General features: G+C 65.7%; 14 protein-coding genes. All 14 read right to left on the reverse strand.

Annotation, left to right across the window (positions count from 1 at the left end; all coding sequences use genetic code 11):
• Window positions 1-5: 5 nt before the first annotated feature.
• Window positions 6-182, reverse strand: a complete 177-nt coding sequence (locus DNK52_RS15965; RefSeq protein WP_162598606.1) for a hypothetical protein — start codon at window positions 180-182, stop codon at window positions 6-8.
• A 125-nt stretch (window positions 183-307) separates the two neighbouring features.
• A complete protein-coding gene (locus DNK52_RS04700; RefSeq protein WP_110239760.1) occupies window positions 308-1,411 on the reverse strand; it encodes a polysaccharide biosynthesis C-terminal domain-containing protein in 1,104 nt (367 codons plus the stop codon).
• A complete protein-coding gene (locus DNK52_RS04705) occupies window positions 1,408-2,352 on the reverse strand; it encodes an NAD-dependent epimerase/dehydratase family protein (protein WP_162598607.1) in 945 nt (314 codons plus the stop codon). Before DNK52_RS04705 ends, DNK52_RS04700 begins: the two co-directional genes overlap by 4 nt.
• Window positions 2,345-3,577 (reverse strand): glycosyltransferase family 4 protein, encoded by a 1,233-nt coding sequence (locus DNK52_RS04710; RefSeq protein WP_162598608.1) that lies wholly within the window; start codon window positions 3,575-3,577, stop codon window positions 2,345-2,347. The genes DNK52_RS04705 and DNK52_RS04710 overlap by 8 nt, the downstream gene beginning before the upstream one ends.
• Window positions 3,574-4,536 (reverse strand): MraY family glycosyltransferase, encoded by a 963-nt coding sequence (locus DNK52_RS04715; RefSeq protein WP_110239763.1) that lies wholly within the window; start codon window positions 4,534-4,536, stop codon window positions 3,574-3,576. Before DNK52_RS04715 ends, DNK52_RS04710 begins: the two co-directional genes overlap by 4 nt.
• 4 nt (window positions 4,537-4,540) lie before the next feature.
• The gene (locus DNK52_RS04720; RefSeq protein WP_275426131.1) at window positions 4,541-5,572 is read right to left on the reverse strand and encodes a polysaccharide biosynthesis protein; all 1,032 of its coding nucleotides are present in this window, start codon (window positions 5,570-5,572) and stop codon (window positions 4,541-4,543) included.
• Between the two features lie 81 nt (window positions 5,573-5,653).
• Window positions 5,654-6,784 (reverse strand): non-hydrolyzing UDP-N-acetylglucosamine 2-epimerase, encoded by a 1,131-nt coding sequence (wecB, locus tag DNK52_RS04725; protein ID WP_110239764.1) that lies wholly within the window; start codon window positions 6,782-6,784, stop codon window positions 5,654-5,656.
• A complete protein-coding gene (locus tag DNK52_RS04730; RefSeq protein WP_110239765.1) occupies window positions 6,781-8,142 on the reverse strand; it encodes an O-antigen ligase family protein in 1,362 nt (453 codons plus the stop codon). The genes wecB and DNK52_RS04730 overlap by 4 nt, the downstream gene beginning before the upstream one ends.
• Window positions 8,139-9,059 carry a polysaccharide pyruvyl transferase family protein gene (locus tag DNK52_RS04735; protein ID WP_110239766.1) on the reverse strand — a complete coding sequence of 307 codons (921 nt, stop codon included), beginning with the start codon at window positions 9,057-9,059 and terminating at the stop codon, window positions 8,139-8,141. Before DNK52_RS04735 ends, DNK52_RS04730 begins: the two co-directional genes overlap by 4 nt.
• Before the next feature lie 122 nt (window positions 9,060-9,181).
• Complete coding sequence (locus DNK52_RS04740) at window positions 9,182-10,075, reverse strand: glycosyltransferase family 2 protein (RefSeq protein ID WP_110239767.1); 894 nt, start codon at window positions 10,073-10,075, stop codon at window positions 9,182-9,184.
• Complete coding sequence (locus tag DNK52_RS04745; RefSeq protein ID WP_162598610.1) at window positions 10,072-11,286, reverse strand: lipopolysaccharide biosynthesis protein; 1,215 nt, start codon at window positions 11,284-11,286, stop codon at window positions 10,072-10,074. Before DNK52_RS04745 ends, DNK52_RS04740 begins: the two co-directional genes overlap by 4 nt.
• A gap of 4 nt (window positions 11,287-11,290) precedes the next feature.
• Window positions 11,291-12,427, reverse strand: a complete 1,137-nt coding sequence (locus tag DNK52_RS04750) for a glycosyltransferase family 4 protein (RefSeq protein WP_110239769.1) — start codon at window positions 12,425-12,427, stop codon at window positions 11,291-11,293.
• Complete coding sequence (locus tag DNK52_RS16420; protein ID WP_110239770.1) at window positions 12,424-12,993, reverse strand: LbetaH domain-containing protein; 570 nt, start codon at window positions 12,991-12,993, stop codon at window positions 12,424-12,426. Before DNK52_RS16420 ends, DNK52_RS04750 begins: the two co-directional genes overlap by 4 nt.
• A 119-nt stretch (window positions 12,994-13,112) precedes the next feature.
• Window positions 13,113-13,565, reverse strand: coding sequence for a VanZ family protein (locus DNK52_RS04760; RefSeq protein WP_162598611.1), 453 nt, complete (start codon window positions 13,563-13,565; stop codon window positions 13,113-13,115).
• Between the last annotated feature and the right edge of the window lie 4 nt (window positions 13,566-13,569).

Here is a 13,569-nt window from a genome sequence, read left to right on the forward strand (position 1 = left end):
GCGACTCAGGAGGCGAGACGCCCCTTCAACTTCGACAGGAGACGGTCGCCCACACTGTGCTGCTCCTCGACAATCGCGGCGAGGTCGTCCGAGCGATCCTGCCGCGGGAAGTCGGGAGCGCCCATCCACTCGGCGATCTCTGGCGGCAACGGCTCTGAGGCTTCGTACAGGTTCCTGCGCATGTGAAGCACCTCCCGTGGATGAGTGGAGGGCATCTGAACCCGAACGCATGGCGAAGTCCAGCAACCCGGCCCGTCACATCACCACCGTAATGAAAACGTGACCCGGTCACGGATAGCGCCGGAACTCAGGCGATCGTCTCCGGGAACTGGTCCGGGTTCTCCATGTCCAGCAACTGGTCGGCCCAGAACATGGTCACCAACTCGCCGTCACCCACGTTGCGAATGTTGTGCACCCACAGCGCGGGCATGTCCACGAACGAGGGCCTGTCGCCACTGAGGCGGAATGTCACGACATCGTCGTGCAGCAGGCGCCGCAGTTGAATCTCCGCCTCCCCCTTCACGACGAAGAACCGCTCCACCTTGTGGAGGTGATAGTGCTCGCCGCGCTTCTGGCCGGGCAGCGTGGTGGACATGAATGCCATGCCCGTGCCGCCGTGAGACCGAACCGTCTCGAAGAGATCGCCCCGGTTGTCCGCGTGGACCTGCGGCGACAGCGGCCACATCTCGGGGAAGGCGGCAGCACGGTAGGTGTTGAAGAGATTGCGTTGCATCGGCGTCGAGACATCGGGGATCTCCCCTCGGGTGCGGTAGATCTCGTGCATCAGCTGGAACGCCTCGAGCACTGCGCCGATCCGGATGGCCTCTCCGCGCACGGTCTCCCGCACATCCGTGCCGATCGCCTCGATCAATGCCGCGGCCGTGTCCTGGGCGTGCTGGAGCTCGATCTCACGATCCCCCGAGACCGTCGGCGTCCGTCCATTGACGACTTCGTGGGCGAAGGTCGCGACGAAGGAGTTGTAACCGGGACGCCCGTGCTCGCCGAAGAGATTGGGAAGCAAGAGGTCTGCGAAGTGCCCGCCCAGTCCGCGGACCGCGTCGGCCAGCAAGGCCGCAGCTGCAGCCTTGCCCCGCCCGTAGGCGTTGTCCTGCTCGGCCTGGATCGAGTTTGCGTACACGACGTCCACCGGACGTCCGTTGCTCTTCAGGGCCGTCGCCAAGGTACGTGCCAGTTCGACGTTGCCGCTCTCGACGGTCTCGTCGCTGTCGGCCCGGTTGACGCCGGCCACGTGGAGCACAACGTCGACGTCGGCCAGGGTGGCGGCGAGCAGTTCCGGGTCGGCGAAGTCTGAGCGTCCCAGGCGTACCGGCTCAATCTGGTGCAGGGCGCGGAGGCGGCATGCGGTGTGCCAGCCCAAGAAGCCGTAACCGCCGGTGATCGCGACTCTCATGGCGTTGCTGCTTCCTCCTGGGCGAGGGCGTGCCAGCCCTCACGTCCGACGGGCGGGGTCCATCCCGCCTCGGTCAACCAACTCTTCGCCTGGTCCTGGCCCAGCCACAGGATCTCCACCCGACGCGCGTTGGCGGCGGTCGGGCGGTGGAGCCGTCCGAGCGCCTTGGCCCCACGGACGCCGAGGCGAGCCGCCCCACGCGGGATACGGACCGGTGAGCGCCCACCCGAGAGGTCCTCCATCAACCGCGAGACCGTCACGGACTCCGAGGGGTGGTGGACCACCTCCGGGACCGACTCGGGGGTCGTGGCGAGGAAGGCCACGGCAGAGGCCACGTTGGGGAGCAGCGCCTGCGGGGTCGGCTGGTCGCCCGGCCGCGCCACCGTCGCGGCCGGCGAGGTAGCGATGCGGCGGATCATCCGGGTCACGCGGCGACTGTGGTCATGGACCGACGGGGGCCGGTACCGCACCACCTGCATGGCGCCCCGGTCGCTCTCGCGCACCACCTCTTCGCCCACCACCTTCGAGGCGGAGTAGGGCGAGAACGGGCGCAGGTCTTCGGAGGAGTCCAGGACCGGCTTGTCGTTCTGCACCACGGCAGAACTGATCTGGACGAACCGGCCCACCCCCGCGTCGCGCGCGGCAGCGAGGAGCACTGCCGGCAACAGGGCGTTGGCGCCGAAGAGGCCGTTCTCGTCGAGGGACGAGGCGTCCGGGTCACCAGCTGCGTTGACAACAGTTGTCACGCCGGTGAGCAGTTGAACCAGTCGATCGTGTTCGGGCGAGCGCGACCCCTCCGCCCGAATCTCACCTGCGGTACGGGCGGTGGAGGTGAGCCTCGGGGCCGGTACGGCGACCACTTCCGCGGTGGACGCCAGAGCGTTCGCCACCGCAGAGCCGACGAATCCCGAGGCGCCGAAGAGCACGATGCGGTCAGTCATGGGAGGAGCCTGCCAAAGAACGGCCGAGCGCGCTCTCAAGTCGCTCCGCACCGACGGCAGCCGAGAGTCGATCGACGTAGAAGTCACGGCCTCGACGCCCACGGGCCACCAGTTCGGCGGGGGGCACTCGACTCGCCTGCACGAACACCTCGGCGAGCGCCTCGGCATCACCGGCCGGGGCGGACCAACCGGCGCCGGACTCGTCGGTGATGGTGGCAGCATCCCCGGGCGCGCTGGTGATCAATGGCTGTCCCGAGGCCAGGATGGCCTGGATCTTGCTGGGCATGGTCAAGTGAAAGAGCGGGTCGTCCTTGAGGCAGACCAGTTGCACGTCGGCATCGGCCAGCACCGCCGACATCTCCGCCAACGTGCGCGAGCCCTCGAAACGGACCCGCTCGCTGATGCCCAGCTCTCGTGCCAACTTCTCAAGACTGTCCTGAGCCACACCGTGCCCGACGAGACGAAGGACGACGTCGGATCTGTCAGCCGCCAGACGGACCGCACGGACAGCTGTGTCGAGACCTTGGACATCGCCGATGTTGCCGGCGTACATGACCTCGAAGGGTCTACCAGCCCGATCCGTCGAAGGCACCGGACTGAAGACCTCTTCGTCCACCCAGTTGAAGACGACGCTGACCTTGTCTGGATCGACACCGCGCTCCACCAGGAGCGTCTTCATGCCAGGCGAGATGACGGCGATGTGCCCAGCGGATCGATAGACCTGGTTGCAGAACCGGTGCAGCATCCACTCGGCCGGGCGCACCCACCTGGCGGGGAGCATGCCGGTCGCGGTGACCGTGTCTGGCCACACGTCCTGGATGTAGAGGACGAAGGGGCGCCGGAGCAACCTGCGCAGGACGATCCCGGCCATGCCCACGGTGCCGGGCGTCGAGTACACGAGGGTGACCTGACTTCGACGCGCTATCACGGCACCCAGCGTGCTCGCCGACACCATGAAGGAGAGGAAGTTGAGGATCCGCTTGACGGCGGAGCCATCGTGGCTCGGATACAAGGGGACCCGGTGGACCGTCACTCCGCGGATGATCTCGCATTGGTAGGGGCGTAACCGGTAGCCGTCGTAGACCTTGCCGACCGGGTAATTGGGGAACCCGGTGACGACCTCCACCTGGTGGCCGCGCGCAATCAGCGCCCGGACGATGGAGCCGGGAATGGCAGCTGACCCGACCTCGGGGTCGTACCACTGGGTGACGAAAGCGATCTTCACCGGGTTGCTCGCACTCGGATGAGCGACGGAGCGCTGAGGTACGCGACGACGATGAGCGCCGCGACCGGTAGGCCCACCTGGAGGGGAGTAACCGCGACCACGAAGCAGACACCAGCAGTCGCTCCGGCACAGAGAAGAGCCGAGGCCATGTGGGACCAACCTGCGACGACTAGTCGCTGGTAGACGTGTTCCCGGTGTGCCTCCATGAGCGGTCGTCCACCTATTGCTCGCTTGCACAGCGTCCAGCCAGTGTCGGCCCCGTAGACCGCGAGGGGCGCGACAGCCACAAGTGAAGACACGCCTGCTGCCCAGCCGAGCACGCTCAGCGCCACGATCAATAGTCCGAGCCCATATGTGCCGACGTCACCAAGGAAGATTTTGGCCTTGGGAGCGTTCCACGGAAGGAACCCGAGCATCGCGCCGGCCACCGCTGCCCCCAGCACCTGCACTTGGACGAGGTCGTGGTCAGCGCCCACCCAGACCCACCACAACCCCGCGATGACCGCAGTAAGCGAGGAGATCCCGTTGATGCCGTCCATGAAGTTGTAGGCGTTGACGTAGCCCGCAACCACGAGGACCACAATTGCCCCGAAGAGTAGGGCTGGCAATCCAGCGGTTCCAGAGCCAACGGACACATAGGCAACCAAGACGCCAGCGAGAACCTGTACAGCTAGCCTCAGAAGGCTGGAGACAGGGCGCCTGTCGTCGGCGAAACCGACAGCCGCGAGGGCCACGGCCAGCAGGATGATCCGCCACGGCCCGTCACTTCCGACGGCCTCATGGGCAGCCACGGCCACGATGATCGCGGCGAGAACGGCGATCCCCCCTCCTCGCGGCACGGGGGCGGTGTGCGACGACCGTTGATTCGGGACGTCGAGGACATCAGCCCTGAGCAGGATCGGAATGAGTAGCCACGCAAGCACCAGGGCGGTGACGAACGCGACGAAGAACGCGAGCACGTCGTCAGCCTCCGGCGGCGATCAGCCGACGAAAAGCCGGCAACGACATCAACAGGTCGACCACCTGGTCGACACCGAGTCGTTCGGTGTTGTGGGAGTGGTAGTCGTCCAGCTCGGACTCCTGCTTGTCCCCCTCGTCGAAGTACTGACCGTAGTTGAGGTCGCGCGCATCGACGGAGACCCTGAAGTAGTCGCCCTGGTCGTCAGCACGAGCGAGCTCCTCGCGGGTCGCCAAGGTCTCGAAGAGCTTCTCGCCGTGCCTTGTGCCGATCACCTGCAACTCCGGCTCGATGCCCATCGTCTTCGCGACCGCCCGCGCCAGGACTTCGACGGTGCTCGCAGGGGCCTTGCGGATGAAGAGGTCACCCGGCTCCGCGTGGGCAAACGCGTGGTCGACCAAGAGGACGGCCTCGTCCAGCGACATGAGAAACCGGGTCATGTGGGGGTCGGTCAGCGTCAACGGCTTGCCGGCACGCAACTGCTCCACGAAGAGCGGGATGACGGAGCCACGAGACGCCATGACGTTGCCGTACCGCACCGTTGACACCGTGGTCGCGGAATTAGGGTTGTTCCGGGCGAAAGCCTGGGCCACCTTCTCCATCATGGCCTTGCTCAGACCCATCGCGTTGACGGGATAGGCCGCCTTGTCGGTGCCCAGGCACACGACGGAGGCGACACCGTTGGCGTTGCTGGCCTCGATCACGTTGGACGAGCCGAGGATGTTGGTCTTCACCGCCTCGAGCGGGAAGAACTCGCAGCTCGGGACCTGCTTCAACGCCGCAGCGTGAAAGACGAAGTCCACGTCACGGGTCGCGCGGTCGACACTGTCGTAGTCGCGGACGTCCCCGAGGTGGAAGCGCACCCGGGAATCGCCCAAGGCCCGGCGCATGTCGTCCTGCTTCAACTCGTCACGGCTGAAGATGCGGATCTCGCGGACATCGGTGTCAAGCAGTTGCCGGACCACGGTCGAACCGAACGAACCAGTGCCACCGGTCACCAGAACTGTCGCGTCACTGGCTGCAGTCAGCGTGTGCAAGATCAGTTCTCCCCGAATTTAGGCAATTGCCGGGTCAGTCTAGGGGGTTCGTCACCCGAGAGGTGTATCGGTCGCTGAGCGTCAATGCTCCGCGCTGCGGATGCCGGCCCATTGGTGGTGGCGGCCGGCGGTGGACGAGATGAAGCGAACGACGCGGTTGCTCGTGTCGTTGATCTCGTAGCCGGCCGGATGGGAGGAGACGACGGGGCCGTCGGCCACCGCGATGCCCACGCCACGTACGACGTCGTCAACGTTCAGCCCGGTCATGATGATCGACCCACTGTCGAGTGCCTCCGGGCGCTCGATGGAGTCACGCAACGTGATGGCCGGGAAGCCCAGGATCGACGACTCCTCCGAGATGGTGCCAGAGTCGGAGAGGACACACGCTGCCTCCATCTGGAGCTTGTTGTAGTCGTGGAAGCCGAACGGCTCCATGAAGTCGATGCCGGTCAGGTCCAGGTCACTCTGCAACGCCTCGAGCCGCTTACGTGTGCGCGGGTGGGTGGAGACCACGACGCGCTGGCCGAACTTCTCCCTCACCGCGACCAGGCACCCAAGCAACTGTTCCAGGCGCTCAGGCAGGTCGACGTTCTCCTCGCGATGAGCGCTGACGAGGAAGTACTCCCTCGGGGTCAGACCCAAGCGCTGCACGGCATCGGAGGCGTCGATCTGGTCGCGGAACGCTTCCAGCACCTCGCGCATCGGGGACCCGGTCACGAGGATGCGGCGAGCGTGCAGTCCCTCCGCCAGAAGGTTGCGTCGCGCGTGCTCGGTGTAGGCGAGGTTGAAGTCAGCCACATGGTCGACCAGGCGTCGGTTGGTCTCCTCCGGCACGTTCTCGTCGAAGCACCGGTTGCCCGCCTCCATGTGATACGTCGGGATTCGCATGCGCTTCCCCATGACCGTCGCCACGCACGAGTTCGTGTCCCCCAGCACCAGCAGCGCGTCGGGCTTCTCCTCCAGCAGCACCTTCTCCGTGCCCATGAGCACGCCACCCAGCACGGCACCCAGGCTCGAGGTGTCTACACCCATGTAGTGGTCTGGAGCACGCAGACGCAAGTCGTCGAAGAAGACCTGGTTGAGCGAGTAGTCATAGTTCTGACCGGTGTGCACCAAGACGTGCTCGACGCCTTCGGTGTGGTCGAGACGGTGGATCACCCGTGCCAGACGGATGATCTCCGGCCGGGTGCCGACGATGGTCATGATCTTCATGCCGAAGACTCCTCTGTCTCGTGGACATCGTCCGTAATCGTCAGGCCTGACGGCCGCACGGGTTCGTCCCTGACGGCGGCCACCCCGATGGCCACCAGTGCGGCCAACTGGACCAGATTCCAAGTGATGCCGGCTGTGCGGAAGGGCGTCCCGAAGATGAACTGCGAGAAGGTCACCACCCCGAGGAAAAGGACCGTCATCCCGTACGGCCGCAGTCGAGCCTGTTTCACCAGGACGAGCAAGGCCACGACCATAAGGAGCAGTCCGAGGCCCTCAAGGAGGCCACCTCTCACCAGAGTTTCGAGCACTTGGTTGTGGGCGTTGGGCAGCGGCTCCTGGTCATACCCGCGTCCCAGGTGGGTCTTCCAGTACTCCGGTGTAAGGACCCAGTGCCCCTGTCCGAAGAACGGCTTCTGCTTGAACTCCTGCCACGTCCAAACCCAAATGCTCAGCCGGCCGGTGGTGAAACGTTCGATGGAGTCCTGGCTGTTCAAGAAGACCGACGTCGCCACCGCAATCGGGACGGCAAGGGCGCCAGCGAAACTGAGCCCCATCAGCCACGAGATCCTCGGACGGTTGAAGGCGCGCGGGACGAAGCGGTGGGCCAGATAGACCACGACCACTAAAGCGATGGCGAGTAGCGGGATTCTGCTCTGGGAAAGGGTGCAAGCCACCAGAGCGGCAACCGCGAAGAGTGCGGAGAATCGCACTCTGCGCTTCTTGGCACCCGCCTCCAACGCGAACGAGATGCAGGCGAGGAGACCGATGTAGTTCGAACTGTCGGTCAGACCGATGAGCCGCAATTTGGTCCCTATGAGGGTCCGGCTGGTGTGCTCCGGCGGGACGAGGGCCCAGTCCGGGATCACGACCATCACGACCAGACTTCCCAAGATCAGAGCGCGAAGCCACCACCGGATCCGTCTCTCGACCTGATCGACGGGTTCGTAGCCGGCCACGACGACGAGGAGGACCAGGAATACCACCAGCCAGCCCGGAAGCGCATCCCAGGATGTGTGGACCACGATCACGACGAACTGGGCGCCCAAGTAGACGAGGATCGCTCGGCGCATTGACCAGCGGCCTCGTACGACGTCGGGCAAACCGAGTCGCAGCAGGAGCAGGGCGCAGCACGCGAGCACTGTGGCGTGCGCCACCAACGACAGGGGCGCTTGAAGGGGACTCACCTCTCCGCCGTAGGCCGAATAGGTTTGCCGTCCGTTGAGGATGGCGAAGAGCACCGGGTAGAGAAAGAGAATCCCCCAGAGAAAGTTGAGACCGACGGAGCGGACTCGGTCCTTCGGCAACACACGATCCAGGATCGAGTTGACTCGTCCGACGATCGGCGACGCGGACTTCATCCGAGTTCCTTCCGGGCGGCTTCGTGGAAACGAGCGGCCAGTTCACCGACGCGGGCAGCCACGGTCTCGTTGCTTGAATCGAGGACAGCCATCGCCTTGTCATGCAGATCATCGATCTCGACGGCGCGGCTGTCCACGACACATCCAACCCCACCCAGACTCTCCACGAAGTCGAATGTCTTGGGTTTGTAGCCGATGGCGACGAACTTGGTCCTCATCGCCGCGGCCAGGATGTTGGCGTGCAGTCGCTCTCCGATCACCAGGTCGGCATCTGCGATCACGGCGAGAGCCTGAGGCACGCTGCGCGGGACCACGATCTCGGCGTCGGGCATCGCTTCCCTCAGCACGAGACGGTCCTGGGGCTCCATGGCCAGTCCGACCAACTGGGACCCGTTGTCAGCGGCCACCTGTGCAGACGCTGCAGCCACGCGTCGACGCATTTCCTGCGCATCCTTGGCGTAGCCGTTCGACACGTGCGCCAAACTGAGCAGGACGGTGGGGCGTGAGCCGGAGCGCTGGGCGTCGGGGACTGCCAGGGCCAGAGCCGGATCTCCGAGCACCTCGGCATTGACCCCGAGCGAAGCAAGGGACGCGACAGAGCGAGGCCCCCGCACCCCGATCCGGTCGAAGCGCTGGAGCAGCGACACCTGCCGCTGCAATTCGTTCTCGGTGATCAGGCCCTTGGTGAGCGCGAACTCGGGCTCTTCGACGCCGACTCCCAAGGTGACAACGCGATCGGGTCGGAGCACGTCCATTGCCCGCTCAAGACGTTCAGTCCACTCCCGGCGGCCCAAGAGCGTGCCTCCGCCCAGTACCAAGGTCCTGACGCGGCCCCGGGAGGCGAGCCGCCAGCCGACGCTTTGCTGCGGGACTCTCCGCAGTTCCACCGGAGAGGTTTGTTGATGGGCCAAGTACATCGCTTCGTCCCCGAGGTTGCCGCGATTTAGCCAGCCCAGGTAGCCGACTCGAGCCGACGGTCGCGCCAGCCAAGCCAGATCACCTCGGTCGTTCCACAGAGTCGTCACGTTGTCGCTGAGAATCACAGTTCGCCACCGCCGTAGACCCGCAGCGGCCGGCCGAGAGCGGCTGCAAGGTATCCGAGGCCGCCGTGCAACTTGGCAACGTCCTGGCCGCGGAGGGGGCGGCGAGTGATTCGACGGCGTGCGTACTTCACGGCCCCCATGAGCACTCGGGCGACACCCCCTGCCACCAGTCGGGGTCGTGGCTGGCTCTTGCTCGCGATCGTCGCCAGGACGTAACCCGCTCGGCGATACCGCTTCACAGCCTCTGACATCGTGGCTCTCTCGAGGGGGATCTCCTCGTGTGCCAACGCGCTGGCGGCCCAGCGGATCTCTGTGCCTGCCGCAGTGACACGTTGGAAGAAGTCCGTGTCCTCCCCGCCGATCTGCGCAAACGCGGGATCGAACGGCTCGGGCCCAAACTGCGCCAGCACAGCTCGGGGAATCAGTGAGTTGCCGGTGGCGGTGACGGGTCGCAGCGACAGGTTCTCGTGCTGTGGCCGCTCGAAGAAGCCCCCAGTGCGAATCTGTTCAGGAGCGCTGTCCGCGACCACGTAAGGGACCGGACCGGCGACCACAGCTTCGGGGTAGGTGCGGCTCACCTCCATGAGCGCCGTGAACCAGCCGGGGGTCACCCACTGGTCGTCATCGACGAAGACCAAGGCGTCGTGCTCCATCGCTTGAGCGACCAATCGGTTGCGGACGTGAACCACACCGGGTCGGCGTTCGGTCAGGTAGGTCAGGGTCAACTGATCGCGGAACTCCTCCGCCACGGCGCGAGCGGACTCCTCCGGATCGTTGTCGACGAGGCACACCTCGGCCGCGCCCGCTGGCACGGCGACGACCAATGAGCGCAACAGCCGTCGGAGTGCCTCAGGCCTGCGATAGGTCGGGATCCCGATCAGGACTGTCATGCCTCTTGCCCCCAATGACCGAACAGACGAAAGCGCAGCATGATCAAGAACTGCAACAGGAAGGTGGCGCTCACACCCCACGCGGCACCCTGCGCGCCGCCGAGTAGCAACCCGGCGATGATAAACAGGTAGAAGGCAGGGACCAGCCACAGGCCGATCTTCGCCACGGTGTGTTGGCGACCGCTGCCCTGCAGCACTCCACTCCACAGCGCACCCGGGATGTTGACCATTACGCCCAGCATGAGGATGGTCAGGATCGCTCCGGCGCCGGCGTACTCGGCTCCCAGGATGGCCACCAGCACCTCTTCACCCCACATCGCGATGGCGGCGATGAGGCCGACGAAGAGGACGAGGCAGCCCCACATACCGCGTTCCAACGCCCGCACCTGCGCCCAGTCACCGCGAGCCGCGCGAGGCATGGCAACGACTGAGATGGAGGTCGCCGCCAGACGGAGGGGGCCCACGGCACGGGCCGGGAGGGCATACAGACCCGCCATCGCCGGGCTGCCCAGGGCACCGAGGACCACTGTGTCCATGGTGCGAGCCTGGCCGGAGAGGCTGGCCAGCCAGTACGGCCGGGCAATGCGGACCGCAGACTTGTACGAGGTGTCCGTGCCCACGCCTCCCAGCACGTCGCCGAGGCCCTTGCGGAGAAGCAGCTGGGACAGGAGCGCGGAGACGATGAGAAAGGTGAAGTACTCGACCTGCGGGCTGACGAAATCAGCACCGGCGAGGCCTGCATAGGCCACCAAGGCCACGAGTCTCGACGTGCCCAACGACGTCCCGGCACGCCTCTCCTCACCCACCGCCACGGTGAGTGAGATGCGCAGGTTGTTGCGTCGCTCCACTGCGATCCACGGGGCGAGGAGCAGGAAGGAAGCGGGCACGAGGTCAGGAGCCCACTGGTGGAGCGCCAGGAGCACTGCTCCGACCGCCACGGCTGCCAGCAGCATGGCGCGGAAGTGGAATCGCGTCGTGTTTGCTGCTTCAGGTCGGTCGCCGGCGGCGAGCGTACGGACCGACGAGGTCTCCATGCCCAGGTCCGCGAGCAGACCTGCCAGCGAGACCAGGGCCACGGCGATGGTCACGACGCCCAACGACTCTGGGGCGACCTCACGAGCCAGCAAAACCAGCGCGATCGCTTGGGCCAGCGCCGAGGTCAACCGGCCACCGTAGACGGCGAACGCTGCCCCCAGGGCAGAGGCAGCCACTACTTCACACCTCGACCCGGTCCTTGCGGACAGCCGCCAGGACCACCTGCGCAATGCACTCCGCCTGCGACTCCGGAGACCACCGCTCGGCCGCTTCGCCGCGGCAGGCCTCTGCGACTGCAGCCGTGCGAGCCCGCCCGCCGAACCAACTCTTCATGACGCGTGCCAGATCTTCCGCGTCATCGACGCGGAAGGTGTCACCGGTGACACCGGGGCGTACGGCCTCGGCCTCGGGCATCTGCTGATGTGGGTCGTCGTGGGTCACTACAGGCGTGCCGTGCTCAAGGCTCTGGATCACCGTCAGCCCAGCAGCCGACGGCAGGACGGTCAGGTCAGCGGCGGCATAGACCTGGGCGAGGGCCTCCTCCGAGTAGAGCGCGCCGAGGAACCGTGCGTCCACGCCCAGTTCAGCCGCTTGGCGTTCCAATCGATCACGCTCGGGACCGTCGCCGACGACCAACAGCGTCGTGGGCGTGCCACGGCGCTTCAGAATGCCGGCGGCGTCCACGAGCAGGTCGAGACGTTTTGTCGGGTTGAGCCTGACGATCGCGGCGACGACATCGTCCTGCATCCCTTCGAGACCTGATCTAAGCCGTTCTGTCTCTGCGGCCGACATGGGGATCTCCGCCATCGAGGACGTCCGACTGTTGCCGACGCGGAACAAGCGCGAGCCCGGGTATCCGTGTGACTCGCCCAGCGCGACCCCCCAATCCCCATAGAGCAACAGTCCGTCGGCGAGCCGATAGAAGGCCATCCGGATGAAGCGCTTCACACCGGTCTCCGGGCGATGCCAGCCAATCGTCCAGAAGAAGACGGGGACACGCCGCAGTCGCAGCAGCAGAGCCAGTACCCACGTGCTCAGATAACTCGCGTCGCCAAGAAATATGACGGCGTCAGGTCGTCCTCGCCCCACTGCGCGCATCAAACCGTGTTGCCACAAGAGCCCTCGGACGTGCACGTTGCGGACCTCTACCGACGGGACAACGGCCAGCGGAATCGTCTCGATCGTGCCGGTGGATTCGAAGTCATCGGCGACGTAGGTGACGTCCAGACGCGGATCTGCCGCGAGTGCTGCGAAGACCCCGTAGCGGTAGTGCGGCAGGTGTGGATAGACGACGGACAAACGGACCGGCTCCGTCACTCGTCTCCACTCCTCTCGAGCGGCTCGGCCACGCGCCGTGGCATCACCGGCCCGTTGAGCATGCGTTCATGCGCAGCCCGGTCCACCGGGTCGATGAAGCGCGTCCGCAGAGTCCTTGCTGGCACTCCCACGACCACGGCGTAGGGGTCGACGTCCTGGGTCACAACGGCCCGAGCACCAATGATTGCCCCGTTGCCAATCGTCACACCTCGACGAATCAGCGCACCTCGCCCCACCCAGACGTCGCGACCGATGGTGGTGACCTGTTGGCGGGGCCGACCGGTGAACTGAGCAGGCACTCCGACGACGTCCCAGACATGGTCGTCGCCCACGACCGCCACACCTGCGGCAAGCATGCTGTACCGCCCGATCCGGACCAGAGGATCCAGGTGCACACCGGCGGCGATGAAGACCCACTCCTCCGCCTTGACGTCTCGACTGACGGTGGCGCGGTGGTGCACGTAGGCGGTGGGATGCACGGAGTGCAGTCGTTTGGCGATGCGGATCGAAGTCCGCCGCACGCTGCTCAACGCTCCATAGAGCTTGCCGTTACGGTCCAGCGTCATCGAACACCCCCACGGCGCATCCGAGAAGAACTATGTGTCGGGTCGTCGGACAAAGTCACCGCTACGACCTTTGTGTGCACACGTCCCTGCTTCCCGAAAGGGGCAATTCCCGGGGCAGTCTACGCGCCGGACTTTTCGAAAGCGTCCTGATCCCGCGCCCTCCTGAGAACTACCCCCACGATCAGCGCACACACCGCGCCGAGCAGCCCGCCGAGCGTGTTGGCCACGACGTCGACGAACTGCGCCGAACGCCCGGAGAGAAAGAGCCCCTGGGTGATCTCGACGCCCGCTGAGCCGATGAACGTCCAGGCCACCCAGTCACTCCACCGCAATCGCGGGAATGCCAGGGCACCAAGGAACGGCAGCGGCGCGAACATCAACGCATTGAGGACAAACTCGACGCGGCCACCCGCAATCAACCTCTCAGGCACACCCAGCGCCGCCAGCCGATCTGCGACACCACCGACAGTGCCGATGGCGACGTCTGGCGTCGGGTTGAACAACACCCAGGCCAAGAAGATGATGTGGACCAGCAGGGCGAATCGAGCGAGGGCGGTCCACGGAGTCGTCACGGGT

Origin of the sequence: Nocardioides gilvus (assembly GCF_003194605.1) — a bacterium.
GTDB lineage: Bacteria > Actinomycetota > Actinomycetes > Propionibacteriales > Nocardioidaceae > Nocardioides > Nocardioides gilvus.